The sequence below is a fragment of the bacterium genome (assembly GCA_016716565.1).
Taxonomy (GTDB): Bacteria; Bacteroidota; Ignavibacteria; order Ignavibacteriales; family Ignavibacteriaceae; genus IGN2.
Genome location: JADJWC010000004.1, coordinates 251,119 through 267,035, shown reverse-complemented (window position 1 = coordinate 267,035; position 15,917 = coordinate 251,119). Strand labels below are relative to the sequence as shown.

The window sequence follows — 15,917 nt, the reverse complement described above, 5'->3', positions numbered from 1 at the left end:
AATTGATTGGATCGTATTCTGGGCAATTGTTGCTATTTTGTTCTATATCGATCTTTATGTAAGTGAACATAGAACGGGCAGAATTTCCCTAAAAACAAGTCTTATCTGGAGTGCTGTATGGATTGGTGCAGCACTTCTTTTCAATGGATTCATTTATTTTGACCTCGGAAAAGACAAAGCAATTGAATTCCTCACAGGTTATCTCGTTGAAAAATCTCTTTCGGTAGATAACCTTTTCGTTTTCTTGCTCATCTTCCAGGTAATGAATGTCAAGCCCGAACAGCAGCCACACGTATTAAAATGGGGAATTCTCGGAGCAATTGTTTTCAGAATAATTTTTATCATTGCCGGTGTTGGTCTCATTAATCTTTTTGAACCAATAATTTTTGTCTTCGCAGCAATTCTGTTATATGCTGCTTATAAAATGGCTTTCGGTGGTGAGCATAAAATTGACGTTGAAAATAACTGGCTTGTAAAGCTTACTTCACGCTATCTCAATTTCGCACCTGATTACAAAGGGAGCAAATTTTTTATTACTAAAGAACATAAACGATATGCAACACCAATGTTCATCACTTTGCTTTTGATAGAATCCTCAGATATAGTTTTTGCTGTTGATTCGATCCCAGCTATCATTGCAATTACAAAAGATACTTTCATAATCATATCGTCAAACATCTTTGCTATACTTGGTTTACGTGCGCTTTACTTTGCTCTCGCAGGAATAGTTGATCTGTTTATTTACCTGAAATATGGTGTTGCAATTATTTTGTTTTACGTTGGCGTAAAGATGATAATTTCTGAATGGTATCACGTTCCCACAGAGTATTCACTTGCATTCATTCTGGTGATGTTGACTGGTTCGGTTGTACTCTCACTTATTATTAAAAAGAAAAAAGAAAGAGAGTAAGAAAAAGAGTATGAGTAAGAGAAGATTATTTTTTCAAATCCTGAGTAATAAAATTAATTCTCTTATTGAGGTATATTAAAGTAATTCCTTCAGTTGTTCAATTGTTATTCCAACGTCTTTACAAATTGATTTTATAGTTCTTCTTTTTAATGATTTACTTCCGTGAACAGGGATTGTAGTTCTACGACCATCATTTGCCCTTCGGTAAACAGCGTGACTTGTCCCGCTCTGTCTGATAAGCGCAAAGCCAAGCTTTTCTATAACCTTAATTATTTGTTTTGAATTTATATCAGGAAAGAAGCTGGTCATATTCCGATTTGAACTGAAGTAACAGCGAAGTGATCAGTTGGCAGGTCCTCGTTTCGGGAGATGTAGTCATTTATAAATACTTTAATAGCTTCCTTCATCTCTTTCATAGTTTCTTCATAAGTTTCACCTTCTACATGGCAGCCAGGGAAAGCAGGACATTCGGCGTAAAATCCACCTTCCTCACATTCTTCGACAACAACTTTATAATTATATAATTTCATAAATATTTACCTGAGTGTTTTTTAATCGATTCGAAATTATCCATAATTCACATAATATACAATTCTTATTAAATAGTAAAAGTAAGAAATGGAGATTTCCATCGCCTACTCTTACTCATAATTTTGATCCCGCTTTTGGCAAGGCTAGTCTCCGACGGCTTTCTCTATCTTATAAGAACCATCTTCTTCGTCTCAACAAAGTCACCTGCCTTAAGCTGATAAAAATATATACCGTTTGTTAAACCAGTTCCGTCAAACTCAATTTCATATTCACCGGCAGGTTTTTCTTCGTTAACAAGAGTAGCGACTTCTCTTCCGAGAATATCATAAACTTTTAGCGTAACAAAACCGAATTCAGGTAATTGATATTTTATATTTGTTGAAGGATTGAATGGATTGGGATAGTTTTGGCTTAACTGGAACTCAATCGAATTATTAACTTCATTTTCAATATATGAAACACCACCATTTGTCGTACGGTACAGCCACCCATAATTATCAATCATCCAACCTTTATTTTCATCAGTAAAATATACGCCAGTAAAATCATCAAGAGTCCCAGTTAGTATAGTAATCCAATTCGCACCCCCATTAGTTGTTCGAAGAGTCCTCCCTTGACCAATAGCTGTACCATAATTCACGTCACTAAAATAAACATCATTAAGTGGCCCTGGATTTCCAGGTGTCCCGAATATTTGAGTTTGCCAAGTGATACCCATATTAGTTGTTTTTCGTAGAAGACCATTGCTTGCCGTATAATGGCCAACTGCCCATCCATTATTTTCATCTAGAAAATAAAGTCCTTTATAGTTGTAGTAGAGTCCATGAAAATGATAAATCCAATTTTGCCCTCCGTCGGTTGTTGTTAATACCATACCATAACTTCCCACAGCAATACCCTCATTTGTATTCTTAAAGTACACCCCAAAGAGGGCAGGATCAGATCCTGTTCCACTCAATTGATTCTGGATATTCCAGTTTTCACCTCCATCTGTTGTTCTCAAGATTAAGGCTTTACTTTGAAAATTTTCAAGCACCCATCCTACAGCAGTACCAATATTTTCATCTGAGAAATAAACCGTTTGTAAACTCATAGTATCTACGATCGATTGGTTCACCCAATTCGCTCCCCCATCGGTAGTTCTGAGAATAGTTCCCATTGACCCCACTATTGTTCCAATATTAGTATCTACATAACAAACACTGCTAAGTGCGTATGTAGTTCCGCTATATTGAGCATTCCAGGTTTCACCCCCGTCATTTGTTTTTACGATTGTACCATTCAAGCCAACGACGGTTCCATGATTTTCATCAATAAATTGAATGTCTTCCAACCTAGAAGATGAAACTCTTAAATATTTCTGCCAACCTTCTTGTGCATTTATTGGGAGACAAAACAGAAGAAGAGAAAAAATTATGATGAAAAATGATTTCATAGCAAACCCCATTAAAATTTAATACTAACTTAGATAATTACGAATCGAAAGTAAATATTATTTTGGGGAAAATAATCCGGCAAGATGTGTTAAAAAAGCGAAAACCAGCCCAACCAACATTGGCTCAATCTCTTTCAAAATTATTACTTCAGAAAATTTATCTCGCACAAAATACCAAATTGTTGCAGAAATAAACGCTGCAGTCATTTCAATCAAAATAATTTTTTTCGATACTTTTAACTTGTGATAATATGCACTGACGACCGGTAATATAATACCTGGGATAAACAATGAACCTATTGTATACCAAATTTCAATTACGGAAGGAATGAAATAAGCAAGGAGTGTTGCTGCAATTCCAGAAATTAACAAACCTATAATTGTATAAGTTTTTATCCTGTTTTCATTTTCAAACCTACTGACTCTGAAAATAAAGTCACGACCGATAGTTGTTCCGCTTAAAAATAGAAAACTGATTTGGGTAGATAGAATAGTTGCAAAAAGAGCTGCATAAAATATTCCTTTAATTCCGGATGGAAGAACCTGCTCAGCAAAAAGCGGGAATGCAAGAACGGGATTATCGAGTTCAGGCAAGACTCCTTTTGCAAAAAGACCAGTTGCAGTTGTTAAAAAATCAAATAAAGCCCAGAAAAAAATTGAGATGATGATTCCCCATTTAGCGATATTACCTGATTTTGCTGCGTAACATCTTTGGTGAAAACCGGGATCTGCAAATGTCCACAGAGCAATTAAAAACCAGACAATTAAAAATGTTGGTGACATTCCTCCTGTAATATTCAAATGATTTTCAGGAACAGATGACGAAAGAAAATCAAATGAGCCAAACTCCATACCTGAAAAAATTACAATCAGAATAAATCCAGTAAACATTACAAAGAATTGAAACACATCCACATAAACGTTTGAACGAAATCCTCCTCTGATCAAATAAACGATCGAAAGCAAAAGTGAAATTAGAAGAGCTGGGATCACATCAATATCAAAAATTAACGAAAGTAGATTTCCTGTCATTAGCAGATACGGTGCAGGTGAAACGAGAACAAAAACAATTATCGCAGAAAGTAATCCAACATTCCTTCCATAGACTTCAGTCATCTTATCAGGAATTGTAAATAGAGAAGCTTCACGTATTTTTTTTGCGAAGAATATTGCAAAGAGAAAAGCGAATATGTAGTACGGAAATCCTTGTGTAAACCAACTGACTATTCCGTATCGATAAGTAAACTCACCTACTCCGAGTATTCCGCCATACCAGGTTGAAACATTGACTGCTACGAAAAGAAATAAACTCAGCTTTCTACCAGAAAGTAAATAATCACTTGCATCATTCCCCGTCCTTCGACCCGTGTAAAAACCAATAAATAAAATGGCAGCAAAGAATGCAAGAATTATCAGGATGTCTGCAAAACTAAAAGAGATCATTTTCAATCATAGTTTTAACATCACGAATCACAAACACAACTCCGTTGCTGATATTCAGCTTCATAGGATTTTTAATTGCGATGTTGCTTGTGCTTTCTCTGATACCAAACGGCAGTGCTGTATTTGTAAGTTCGTACTTCAATCCTTTAGAAGTTATTTTGGTCTCTGGTGAAATACCGTAAAGTGAAATAGTTTCATTCGGAATAGTTTTGAGTTCGATTTTACCAGTGTAAGCTTTAAGAAATGAGTTTTCAGCAATGAGTGATATTTTTATTTTGAGGAAGAATTTCAACACAATTCCGAGATTACAAAACGTATGATCTAGTCGATTCCCGGTTGCACCAACAAGCAAAGCTTCATCAAATTTATTTTTGATTGCATACTTCAGACATTTTTCAACATCAGTATCGTTCTGCCGTTTCAGCTGAATAATTTTTGAAATAGGCTTAAATTCTCTTAATGTATTTTTTGATATTGAATCAAGATCACCAATGATTATATCTGGAACTAATTTCATTTTTAATGCTGAGTTTGCTCCGCCATCTGCACAGATCAATGTATTGTATCCACTTTTTTGAAAATAAGTGATGATACTTTTTTTAGGTGATTTACCGTTAGCGAGTATGATGCATTTTTTCATTTTTGATCTCCGTTGCACAGATTAAAAATCTGTGCTACAAATAATTATAACCCAACCTGTACTCCAGCAAGCCAGTTTCTTTCAGCAGCTGGAAAAAATTCCTTACCGATTGCATAAGCCGAATACAAATTATCGAAAATATTATTAACCTGCAGATAAACTTTCCATGGAGTTAAAAAATTCAGTAAAGAAAATTCATAACTCAAAAATACGTCTGAAACAAAATAAGCTTCGTTGAGGTTATCAGCGTAATCAACAAAACCAGGATATTGAGTTAAATAAGATGTAAGTCTATTATCATAATTATCAGAGAAAAATTCACCAACATATTTGCCAGTCAATCTTAGATAAAAACCGGAGTGATTAATTGCAACACCAACATTGGCTAACATATCAGGAAACCCGCTTATCCTGTTTCCGCTGAGGTCAATTGAGTTTTGTTCATCGATAAAAAATCCGCCTTCTTCGATTGTGTTTTTGCTGAATGTTGCATTCCCGAATAATTCAATACGATCATTCCAGAGTTTCATTATTGCAGAAAGCTCGGCGCCAATATGAACAGTACGATCAACATTTCCAGTGGTCGGCTGACCGAATCTATCCACCTGACCGTCTTTCACGATTTCATCTTTAAATAACATATAAAAAAAGTTAAGAGTAATCGATAGATTATCCTCATTCCATGCCGCACCGAGTTCAAAATCATTCATTGTTTCTGGCTTAACAAGCGGTTCATCAAAATTATAGGAACCATCTGCATTAACCTGGAATTGAGGAACTTCTCCCCCGCTTGATTCAGCTGCATCGTAATATTCTTTCAGTCGCGGTTCACGAGAAACTCTGGCAAAGGAGAAATAAATATTCAGAGGCTGAATTGGCTTAAAGTTAATTCCAACTCTCGGATTCAGAAAAGTGTTAGTGATCGAAAAATCAGTTCCGACATACGCCTCATTAAATAATCTGTATTTATGATAAGAAAGTTGTAATTCACCAAGTATGTTCCAAGTTTCATTTATTTTGTATGATTCATTTACGAACACACTAAAAATATCTTTAGCTCCTTCATAAGAATAATATTTATAATTTTTTGTGACTCCGGAAGGAAGATTTTCAGCATAATTTATTGCTCCCCAATGGATCGAATTGTGTTTCCGAAATTCAGCTCCGAAAAATAAAGTGCCGTTTGAATGTTCAAGACTGAATCTTGGAATCCAACCATATTGTTTGTTTTCAACTTTCGCTCGTATCAAAGCATTTGTAGGTACGAATGAAGTATCAAATCCATTTTCCTTCAGCCTGAAATAATCATCATAAAAAACTGACCACGAACCATCATAATCAAAAAAGCCTTCACCTAAAACTAAAAACAGAGCTGAGTTCATTTTTAACCTTTCATTTATCTGCCAATCATTTAACAGTTCAAAATGCGGCTGGGAAAAGTTTTCTATTTCTTCAGGTCTGCGTTGAAGAGTATAAGTATAACCATTGTCATCAGCTTCCCAGTATGAATAATTTTCTCTCCGCAGATTTTTATCCTTCACTGCGAATTTAGCAACACCTGTATAACCCAAACCATCTGCAACCGGTCCACCGAAAAAGTTAAGTTGAGTCGTTAGATTTTTATCATACCTAACTGCCGATAGAAAATAACTTTTAAAATCTACCCAGGTTTGCTGCTTATATCCTGAACTTAAGATTTGTCCAAGCTTTGCATATACAGAATATTTTTCATCAATTAATCCACTTGAAAAAGCTGCTGAGTATTTTCTTGTTACGTATGAACCGTACGAAGCTGATAGTTCAAGTTTAGTTTTGTCCGAAAAATTTGATGTGATAATATTTATTGAACCACCGATTGCCGGATAACCAAAAACTCCTGAACCGGCTCCTCGCTGAACTTGAATCAATTCTGTGCTCGCTAACAAGTCAGGGAAATCCAGCCAATAAACATTATGATCTTCCGGGTCGTTTTGTGGAATGCCATTTATCGATACTGTTATTCTTCTTTGATCAAAACCTCTAATGCTTAAATAATTGTAACCAATTCCGTTTCCGCTTTCGGAATAGAATGTTGTGGAAGGAAGTTCACTCAAATATTTAGGCACATCATAAAGAGTATATTTTTTTTCGATCTCTTTGGCTTTGATCTGATCGAAAGCAATCGGAGTAATTCCCTTCACTCCGACTGATGCTTCAACAAGAATTGTTTGCGATGGTATTGCTTTTTTATTCAGATGAAAGGTGTAAATGACATTCACTGTTGCTTCTTGCACAGAAGGAATACTAAGTAATTGATTCAGAGTTACTTTTCCGGTTTCGTATCCAAGATGACTTATTAAAAGAGTATCTGTATCCTTTAATTCTGCTGACAGGAAGAATTCCCCATTAATATCGGAGAATGTTCCGGTTCCTGCAATTCTTGAAATAAAAATATTTACATTCGAAAGCGGTGAATTTGTTTCTGCATCAACGACTTTACCCTGGATGGTTAATTGCTGCTGTGCAAACGAAGAAAAATAGAATAAGAAAAATAGAATGAATAAGATTTTCATTTTACCCTCCGGTTTAAAATAAAAAAGCCGTTTATTGTCCGAAGGACTCCTTCGGAGAAACGGCTAAAATCTTAATCATATCTAAATCTAGAGAAGGCTTTTAGCCCGTTTCCCTACGCTGGCATTACCCAGATCAGGTGTTAGAGTATTATCTCAGTCATCCCAGATTATCCCGACTAGTCGGGACTGGCTTGGGATAACACCCCTAACGGCTATAATTTATAATTATTTAAAGAACGATACTTACTGGCTTAAAACTTAATAAACTAATAATACGAATTCAACCTATTTTTAATTTCTGCCCGACCATTATTTTACTATTAGACAGATTGTTTAAAGTCTTAATTTTTTGAACTGATGTTTTGTATTTATTCGCTATAGAATAAAGGGTTTCACCACTTTCAACAATATGGTATCCATCTTTTGAACTGATAGAACTATAATTGCTGCCAGGAATTTTTAATTCCTGTCCAACAATAATTTTATTCCCGCTTATGTTGTTTAATTTCTGAAGACTGGAAAGACTCACATTGTATTTAATTGCGATACCACCAAGTGTTTCGCCTCTCTTTACTTTATGAACTTTTGATTGTCCAGTATTATTCAGGGTTACATTAGTATTTGATACTTTATTATGCCCGTTTCCGTTTGTGTAGATGATTAAAGACTTACCTGCAACAATTTTACTGCTGCTCAGGTTATTCCATCTTTTAATTTCCTCAACCGAAACACCATATAAATCAGAAATACCAATAATTGTTTCGCCAGATTGAATCTGATGTGTAATTGATTCACTATTCAATTCTGTCTTCTGTGACCCAGTATTTGTTGGTGTAGTTGGTATTTCTTCAGAATATATCTTCAGAGTATTGCCAGCAATAATTTTACTGCCATCAATGTCATTCCATTCTCTTAAATCAGCAGCAGTCACTTTATATAATTCAGCAATGCTGCCCAAGGATTCACCAGATTTAATTTTATGATATGTAACATTTCCGGATGATGTTGTTGTACTCTCGACCAAGTTGGAGCTTGTCTCACTGCTGTAAAGTTTTAGCGTCTGTCCGGATTTTATATTATTGCTCTTAAGTCCGTTCCATTTTTTCAATTCAGCTGAAGAAACGTGATATCTTTCTGCAATCTGACTAATTGTGTCGCCTTTCTTCACTTTATAATAATATAAATTACCTTTTGTATTTTTTGAAGCATAGTCTTTGCTAACCGGAGCATAATTTTCGTCAGTATAAATTTTTAATTTTTTACCGGCAACAATTTTATTGGAATTCAGATTATTCCATTCTTTTATGGCTGCAATACTAACGCCGTATTGTGTTGCTATTAAACCAAGATTTTCGCCTCGGCTGATTTTGTGATAAACATAAGAAGGTTTACTGGTTTCATCATATACTTTCGGCGCCTTTTCTTCAATCTCTGTACTCTTGTCCAGACTTGCATAATAATTCTGCTGTTCCTCAGGTACATAAACAGTTATTTGCTGCCCAACTTTTATTGTTGAAGTATATGGTATATTGTTCCAGTTTCTAATATCACTCACTCTAGAATTAAAAAGATCTGCAATTCCGAGTAAGCTGTCATCCTTTTTAACACGGTAAGTAACAGAAACAAATCCTTCAGGGACAATTGCATCAATAGTGCCTACGGTTTCTTTTTCGTCCGTAAAAGATTCTGCGATTAAAGATTTATTCTGTTCTTCATTAATCGTAGATTCTGAAACATCCACAACATTTTCTTCAGATACTGATATTTCATCATTACTGGTTAGTGATAGATATGGAGAGACGTATTCCTGATCAGTATTATTTCCATTATCCTGGGCAACGGTAATATCTGTATTGTATGAGTAATCATTCTCATTAGGATTAACAAGAACCGGAATTCTTAATGGCACACCTACATACAATTTCGATTTGGTGGAAATATTATTAGCATCTGCAAGCTCATAAATTGAAACTCCGTACTTTTTGGAAATTTTGCTGAGTGTCTCACCCTTTCTGACTTCGTGAACCAGAAATGTCCTGCGAGCAGTTTCCGGAATGTTCTGCATTTGTGCTGCGAACTGTTCGTATGAACCTTTTGGAATTTTGAGAGGATAACCGCCGGGAAAATCCGGAGGTGTACTTAGCTGTGTAAGCTCAGGATTCATATCCTGTAAAGTCACAAGATCTGTTCCCGCTACTGTTGCAAGATATCCAAGATCAACCGCACCGGGAACATTGTATGTCTGAAATTCATATGGCTTGTGATAATCAATATTACTGAAACCGTATGCGACCGGATCCATAGCTATCATACAAACAGCAATATATTGAGGTATAATTTCTTGTTTCTCTTGGAAGGTGTTTTCTTAAAGACCAGAAGTCATTTGCACCTGATTTCATCATAGCTCTTCGTACCCGTCCTTCACCGCAATTATAAGCCGCAAGTGCCAGGTACCAATCACCTAATGAAGTGTATAAATCTTTTAAATGTTTTGCTGCTGCAGTAGTTGATTTAACAGGATCTCTTCTTTCATCATAATAGAAATTTCCATCCAATCCATACAGATTTCCGGTTGATTTTATGAATTGCCAAAGCCCAACCGCTCGAGCCCAGGATCTGGCTGTTGGATTCAATCCTGACTCCATCATACTTAAATACATTAGCTGTTTCGGAACTCCTTCCGAAGCAAAAATACTCGACATCATCGGAAAGTACTTGCCTGATCTCTCAAGCCACAGACGCATTGACCTCTCACCCTTACCGGTAAAATAGGTAAGATATTGCTCCACATAACCATTAACTTCCAGAGGAATATCGGCAGGGATAATTTCTCTCTCTTGTTTTTCATCATCAGTAAGCTCGATCTCAGACACATATCCTTTCATCCACTCCTCCAAAGCAGCTAATGACATTCCTGGAGGAAGTTCTGACAAACCATCAACATAAGATTTATAGTCTTCGATAATTGCTGTCTCGAGCTCAATGTATGATTCATTATCATCTACTCCAGGATAATAACTAAGATTATTAATTATCCTCAATGCGGATTCATAATTCTGCACAGCTTCTTCAACCTGGTTTGAATTCTGTTTTTCGAGGGCGGTAAGATAGAACTGTCTTGCCTGTTCAAGCATCTCAGTAACAACATTACCTTTGTTGTTAATTGCATCTTCTTTTTTCTTGGTAATTTCGTCACTGCCACTGCAAGAATAAATAATTGCAATTATCGAAAGTATGATTGGTAACTTAAGTAAGATTCGCCTCATGTGTTCTCTCTGGTTTTAAAATTACTTTGTCAAATTTAGCGGTTAATATATCCTTTATCAAGTGGAAAATCAAATGTTTGCTATAACTCTTCTAATAACAAAAAGTTAAGTTCTATAAAGGTATATTGCCATGTTTCTTCTTCGGATTAGTATCAACTTTTGTGCGAAGTAAATTAAATGCATTTACTAGCTTTGTCTTTGTTTCACTGGGCACAATTACATCATCTACATATCCTCTTTCGGCAGTTATGTAAGGATTTGCAAATTTATCGATGTACTCGGATAATTTTTTCTCAATCTCCTTTTCGGGATCGGATGCTTTTGCAATTTCTTTTTTAAAGATGATCTCAACTGCACCTTTCGGACCCATTACTGCAATCTCTGCTGAAGGCCACGCAAAGTTAAAATCACCTCTGATGTGCTTGGAGTTCATAACATCATACGCTCCTCCATACGCCTTTCTGACTATGACTGTAACTTTCGGAACAGTAGCTTCACTGAAAGCATACAATAATTTAGCTCCATGACGGATTATTCCATTCCATTCTTGCTCGGTACCCGGTAAAAATCCAGGTACATCTTCGAGAACCAGCATTGGTATATTAAAAGCATCACAAAATCTTACAAAACGTGCAGCTTTAGTTGAAGCATTTATATCTAATACTCCTGCCAGAACTGCAGGTTGATTAGCAATTACTCCAACTGCCATTCCACCCAGTCTGCAAAAACCACAGATGATATTCTCAGCGTAATACTGTTGAACCTCTAAAAATTCCTGATCATCAGCAAGCATAAAAATTATCTCTTTCATATCGTATGGCTTATTTGGATTATCAGGAATTATTTTATCAAGCCTCGGTTCCGGATTAAGTTTATTCTGGTCAAAAACTATTTCCGGGCTTTTGTCTCTATAGTTTAATGGAAGGTAACCAATTAGTTTTCGTACGTTCAACAGAGTTTCAATTTCATTTTCGAAGATGAAATGAGCAACTCCGCTTTTGCTTGCATGAGTTTCTGCACCTCCGAGATCTTCAAATGTTACATCTTCGTGCGTTACTGTTTTGACAACATTTGGTCCTGTGACAAACATATAGCTGGTTCGCTTCACCATAAATACAAAATCAGTTATTGCGGGTGAGTAAACCGCTCCGCCAGCACAAGGCCCAAGTATCACGGAAATCTGCGGAACAACTCCTGAAGCAAGTGTATTCAGAAGGAAAATATCAGCGTAACCTCCAAGACTTACGACACCTTCCTGGATTCTCGCACCACCTGAATCATTTAATCCAATAACCGGAATACCAGCTTTCATTGCCATCTTCATCACTTTTACAATCTTCTCAGCGTGTGCTTCGGAAAGTGAACCGCCGAACACTGTAAAATCCTGACTGAATAATGCTATCGGTCTTCCATCAATTTTTGCAAAGCCGGTAACAACTCCATCACCGGGATAATGCTGTTTATCAAGACCAAAATCTCTTGCCCGATGTTTTACAAACATATCGACTTCTTCAAAACTTCCTTCATCAACCAGCAATTCAATTCGTTCACGCGCTGTGAGCTTACCTTTTTCGTGCTGGCTTTTTATTCTTTCCTCACCTCCACCAAGTTTAGCTTCTTCTTTTAATTTTAACAGCTTGTCAATTTTTTCTTTCATCACAAAGTCCACGAATTAATTCTGAAATGTTTTGCTATACCAGAAAAGGATTATTCTGTTTTTCATATCCAATTGTACTTGGGTCACCATGTCCCGGATAAATTACAACATCATCATCAAGTAGAAATAATTTTTCCTGAATTGAATTAAGTAAAGTTTCATAGTTTCCGCCCCAAAGATCAGTTCTGCCGATACTTTCATTAAATAATACATCACCGGTAATACAGATTTTTTCTTTTTGGAGATAAATACAGTATTCACCTGGTGTGTGTCCGGGTGTAAAGATAAATTTAAGTATCGATTCACCTATTGCAATTTCCGTTTGTTCTGTAATCAGCTTATCCGGCTTTGGTGGTTGTTCAAGATTTATATCAAACATTTGTGCCTGCTGCTGAGCATGTTCAAGCAATGGAATATCGAGTTCAGGTGCGTAGTAAACAGGATTATATTTTTCTTTTATAAATCTGCATCCAAGAATATGGTCGATATGGCAATGAGTGTTAATCAAAAATTTTATCTGCAAATTATTTGATGAAATAAAATTGATAAGTTCATCATCCTCTGTTGGTGATGAATTTCCCGGATCAACAATAGCAGCCTCACAAGTTTCTTCATCCCAAATTATAATTGTGTTCTCTGAGAATAAATTGAACGTAAATACTTTCACCTTCAACATATTATTTACTGAATCCCTTTTTTATTCTTGCAGGAGATTTTTTTATGAATGAATTGAAGTTATCACTTGTTTCTTCAATTGAATCACCACCAAACTTTTCAAGAAAATGCTTTGCAATTACCCAGGATAATGCACTTTCAGAAATGACAGAACATGCAGGTACTGCAGTGAAATCACTTCGTTCGTAGCGTGACTTGATTTTTTTCTTTGTGCTCAGATCAATGCTTGATAGAGGTTTTGCCAGAGTTGAAATTGGTTTCATAGCAGCTCTTACTACAATAGGCAACCCGTCAGAAATTCCACCTTCAATTCCTCCGGCGAAGTTTGTTTTTCTTGAGAAGGTTTTGTCTTTAAAAATAATTTCATCGTGAACTTTTGAACCTGTCATTTCAGCACTTTCAAATCCAATTCCGATTTCAACACCCTTAACTGCATTTATTGACATCATATTGAAAGCAATATCCGCATCAAGCTTTCTGTCAAAATGCATAAAACTTCCTAACCCAACAGGGACACCTGTCGCGATAGTTATAAAAGTGCCTCCGAGAGTATCTCCGTTTTTCTTAATTGATTTTATTTTTTTTATGATTTTATTTTCTTGAATATTGTCAAGAACCCTGACTGAACTTTTATCCGCCTTTTCTGATATTTCTGCTGCAGATTTTTTTAATGGATATTTATTCTGAAGTAATTTGTTATAATAATCCTGCGTTGAGTAGATCCCTCCAATACTCTCAACAAAACTTCCGATGTGAATACCAAAATGCTCAAGAAATAGTCTCGCAACCGAACCAGCAGCTACTCTTGCTGCAGTTTCCCGGGCACTTGAACGTTCGATAGAATTTCTGATATCATCAAAATTATGTTTAGTAATCCCAACCAAATCAGCGTGACCGGGACGTGGAATTGTAATTTTGTCAACTGATCCAGAAATTTTATTAATATTCATAATTTCCTGCCAGTTCACCCAATCTTTATTTTCAATTAAGAATGAAATTGGAGAACCGATAGTTTTTCCGAATCGAATACCACTTAATATTTGAACAGAGTCCGATTCAATTTTCATTCTCGCACCACGGCCATATCCGCTTTGTCTTCGCTTTAACTGCTGATTAATGTAATCTGCATTGATTGGAAGATTTGAGGGAAATCCTTCAACAATTGTTACAAGTGCTTTACCGTGTGATTCGCCGGCAGTAAGAAATCTGATCATTGATTTTTTAATATTAGTTTACTGACAAATATAAAAAAAACGTCCCGATAAAAATCGGGACGCACATAAATCATCTATTCTTTAATTGGTTATTCAGGTATTTCAATACCAACAAACCTGTTGTTGCCTTCTCTGTCAACGACTTTTAAAAGTAAAGCTGAGCCTTTCTTTCTGTCAACGATATCTTTGAAATCTTCCACATTGCTTACTTTTTCTTTATCTGCCTCGGTAATTACCAAACCTGAAAATAATCTCTGGTCTTCAGCTTTGCTGAATGGCTTTACTTCCGTAATTAGTACACCTGAGCTGAGTTTAAAATCTGTCCTATCTTTTTCAGTAAGATTTTTAACAGTCAAGCCTAGGTTATCAAATTTAGCTGTTGATGATCCAGACTCTTTTTTCTCTTTTGAATCATTGTTATCGGATACCGGTTCTGTCTTAATATCTTCATCGCGAGCTTTGAGTGTTACTTTTCTATCTAGAGTTTTACCATCTCTGAATATTTTCAGATTAACAGTAGTTCCTGCTGTTAATGAAGCCACATAACTCTGAAGTTCATTTGGTTTGTTAACTTCCCTTCCATCAATTTCAAGAATAATATCTCCAGCCTTTAAGTCAGCTTTCGAAGCAGCACCATCTTCAACGATACCTTGAATTATTATTCCCTTTGGTTTATCCATTCCAAGAGATTTTGCAATTGCGTTATCAACTTCACCAATGTTAATTCCAATATAACCTCTGCTAACTTTTCCATGTGCGATCAAATCCTGCGCAACGGCTTTTGCCAGATTTATTGGTATCGCAAATCCATAACCTATGTAAGTTCCACCACCGCCAGCTGCAATTGCTGAATTAATTCCAATTACTGAGCCTGACAGATCAACGAGTGCTCCACCACTGTTGCCGGGATTTATGGCGGCATCAGTCTGAATAAAGTTTTCAACACCATAACTATCACGGATTAATCCGAGCTGTCCGCGACCTATTGCACTTACAATACCAGCAGTAACTGTTGAACTAAGAGAAAGTGGATTCCCAATAGCCATAACCCATTGACCAACTTTTAAGTTATCTGAATTACCCAAAAATGCTACTGGCAAATTGTCCTCTTCAATTTTAACCACTGCAAGATCTGTAAGTGGATCTGTTCCAACCACAACTGCATCGAACTGTCTTTTATCTGAAAGTCCAACAGTAACTTTACTTGCATTTTCAACGACATGGTTATTAGTAACGATGTAACCATCCTCTGAAATAATTATTCCGCTTCCGGAACCCTTCTGCTCTTTAGGCATATCTTTAAACGGAAAGAAGAACCAATCACTGTGTGGATTTTCTCTTTCGGAAACCACAGCGATTTGAACTATCGCCGGAGTAACTTTTTCTGCTACTTCAATGAAGGCCTGACTAAATGATGAAGCATCTGCATCCAATTTTACTGGTGGTTCAGAAGCACCAAGATTTATATCTGCAAGTCCAGGCCGTACTAAACCAAATCCTGATACGAGAATGGCACCGAACAATATCCCAATGAATAATAGCGTCAGTGCACCAACGATTCCTTTTATTTTCATTTTTTCTCCCAATGAATTTA

Annotated in this window: 13 protein-coding genes and 1 riboswitch; of the genes, 1 reads left to right on the top strand and 12 read right to left on the bottom strand. The window is 36.1% G+C overall.

The window, feature by feature from the left end:
* The first annotated feature begins 1 nt into the window (after position 1).
* Positions 2-910, top strand: a complete 909-nt coding sequence (locus IPM14_16580) for a TerC family protein (protein MBK9099687.1) — start codon at positions 2-4, stop codon at positions 908-910.
* Between the two features lie 75 nt (positions 911-985).
* Here IPM14_16580 and IPM14_16575 read toward each other — a convergent pair whose 3' ends face one another.
* The 12 genes from IPM14_16575 to IPM14_16520 all read right to left on the bottom strand — a co-directional run bounded on the left by IPM14_16575 (position 986) and on the right by IPM14_16520 (position 15,897).
* Positions 986-1,219 (bottom strand): type II toxin-antitoxin system HicA family toxin, encoded by a 234-nt coding sequence (locus tag IPM14_16575; protein ID MBK9099686.1) that lies wholly within the window; start codon positions 1,217-1,219, stop codon positions 986-988.
* Positions 1,216-1,440 (bottom strand): type II toxin-antitoxin system HicB family antitoxin, encoded by a 225-nt coding sequence (locus IPM14_16570; GenBank protein MBK9099685.1) that lies wholly within the window; start codon positions 1,438-1,440, stop codon positions 1,216-1,218. Before IPM14_16570 ends, IPM14_16575 begins: the two co-directional genes overlap by 4 nt.
* A gap of 164 nt (positions 1,441-1,604) precedes the next feature.
* Positions 1,605-2,876 carry a T9SS type A sorting domain-containing protein gene (locus IPM14_16565; protein ID MBK9099684.1) on the bottom strand — a complete coding sequence of 424 codons (1,272 nt, stop codon included), beginning with the start codon at positions 2,874-2,876 and terminating at the stop codon, positions 1,605-1,607.
* Between the two features lie 57 nt (positions 2,877-2,933).
* On the bottom strand, positions 2,934-4,319 hold the full coding sequence (locus IPM14_16560) for a sodium:solute symporter family protein (protein ID MBK9099683.1): 1,386 nt from the start codon (positions 4,317-4,319) through the stop codon (positions 2,934-2,936).
* Positions 4,306-4,959 carry a thiamine diphosphokinase gene (locus IPM14_16555; protein MBK9099682.1) on the bottom strand — a complete coding sequence of 218 codons (654 nt, stop codon included), beginning with the start codon at positions 4,957-4,959 and terminating at the stop codon, positions 4,306-4,308. Before IPM14_16555 ends, IPM14_16560 begins: the two co-directional genes overlap by 14 nt.
* A 44-nt stretch (positions 4,960-5,003) precedes the next feature.
* The gene (locus tag IPM14_16550) at positions 5,004-7,511 is read right to left on the bottom strand and encodes a TonB-dependent receptor (GenBank protein ID MBK9099681.1); all 2,508 of its coding nucleotides are present in this window, start codon (positions 7,509-7,511) and stop codon (positions 5,004-5,006) included.
* A gap of 93 nt (positions 7,512-7,604) precedes the next feature.
* A riboswitch (TPP riboswitch) is annotated at positions 7,605-7,728 on the bottom strand.
* A 63-nt stretch (positions 7,729-7,791) separates the two neighbouring features.
* Positions 7,792-9,822 carry a LysM peptidoglycan-binding domain-containing protein gene (locus IPM14_16545; protein MBK9099680.1) on the bottom strand — a complete coding sequence of 677 codons (2,031 nt, stop codon included), beginning with the start codon at positions 9,820-9,822 and terminating at the stop codon, positions 7,792-7,794.
* Positions 9,785-10,777, bottom strand: coding sequence for a transglycosylase SLT domain-containing protein (locus tag IPM14_16540; protein ID MBK9099679.1), 993 nt, complete (start codon positions 10,775-10,777; stop codon positions 9,785-9,787). Before IPM14_16540 ends, IPM14_16545 begins: the two co-directional genes overlap by 38 nt.
* A 112-nt stretch (positions 10,778-10,889) precedes the next feature.
* The gene (locus IPM14_16535; GenBank protein ID MBK9099678.1) at positions 10,890-12,434 is read right to left on the bottom strand and encodes an acyl-CoA carboxylase subunit beta; all 1,545 of its coding nucleotides are present in this window, start codon (positions 12,432-12,434) and stop codon (positions 10,890-10,892) included.
* A 34-nt stretch (positions 12,435-12,468) separates the two neighbouring features.
* Entirely contained in the window at positions 12,469-13,110 is a 642-nt protein-coding gene (locus tag IPM14_16530) for an MBL fold metallo-hydrolase (GenBank protein MBK9099677.1), read from the bottom strand.
* A gap of 1 nt (position 13,111) precedes the next feature.
* Entirely contained in the window at positions 13,112-14,320 is a 1,209-nt protein-coding gene (gene aroC, locus IPM14_16525) for a chorismate synthase (protein MBK9099676.1), read from the bottom strand.
* Positions 14,321-14,412: 92 nt separating this feature from the next.
* Positions 14,413-15,897, bottom strand: coding sequence for a Do family serine endopeptidase (locus tag IPM14_16520; GenBank protein ID MBK9099675.1), 1,485 nt, complete (start codon positions 15,895-15,897; stop codon positions 14,413-14,415).
* Positions 15,898-15,917: the final 20 nt, after the last annotated feature.

Bases quoted from the DNA above. Each gene is read 5' to 3' on its own strand.
- IPM14_16575 (MBK9099686.1), bottom strand. From the start codon at position 1,219: ATGACCAGCTTCTTTCCTGATATAAATTCAAAACAAATAATTAAGGTT.
- IPM14_16570 (MBK9099685.1), bottom strand. From the start codon at position 1,440: ATGAAATTATATAATTATAAAGTTGTTGTCGAAGAATGTGAGGAAGGT.
- IPM14_16565 (MBK9099684.1), bottom strand. From the start codon at position 2,876: ATGAAATCATTTTTCATCATAATTTTTTCTCTTCTTCTGTTTTGTCTC.
- IPM14_16560 (MBK9099683.1), bottom strand. From the start codon at position 4,319: ATGATCTCTTTTAGTTTTGCAGACATCCTGATAATTCTTGCATTCTTT.
- IPM14_16555 (MBK9099682.1), bottom strand. From the start codon at position 4,959: ATGAAAAAATGCATCATACTCGCTAACGGTAAATCACCTAAAAAAAGT.
- IPM14_16550 (MBK9099681.1), bottom strand. From the start codon at position 7,511: ATGAAAATCTTATTCATTCTATTTTTCTTATTCTATTTTTCTTCGTTT.
- IPM14_16545 (MBK9099680.1), bottom strand. From the start codon at position 9,822: ATGATAGCTATGGATCCGGTCGCATACGGTTTCAGTAATATTGATTAT.
- IPM14_16540 (MBK9099679.1), bottom strand. From the start codon at position 10,777: ATGAGGCGAATCTTACTTAAGTTACCAATCATACTTTCGATAATTGCA.
- IPM14_16535 (MBK9099678.1), bottom strand. From the start codon at position 12,434: ATGAAAGAAAAAATTGACAAGCTGTTAAAATTAAAAGAAGAAGCTAAA.
- IPM14_16530 (MBK9099677.1), bottom strand. From the start codon at position 13,110: ATGTTGAAGGTGAAAGTATTTACGTTCAATTTATTCTCAGAGAACACA.
- IPM14_16520 (MBK9099675.1), bottom strand. From the start codon at position 15,897: ATGAAAATAAAAGGAATCGTTGGTGCACTGACGCTATTATTCATTGGG.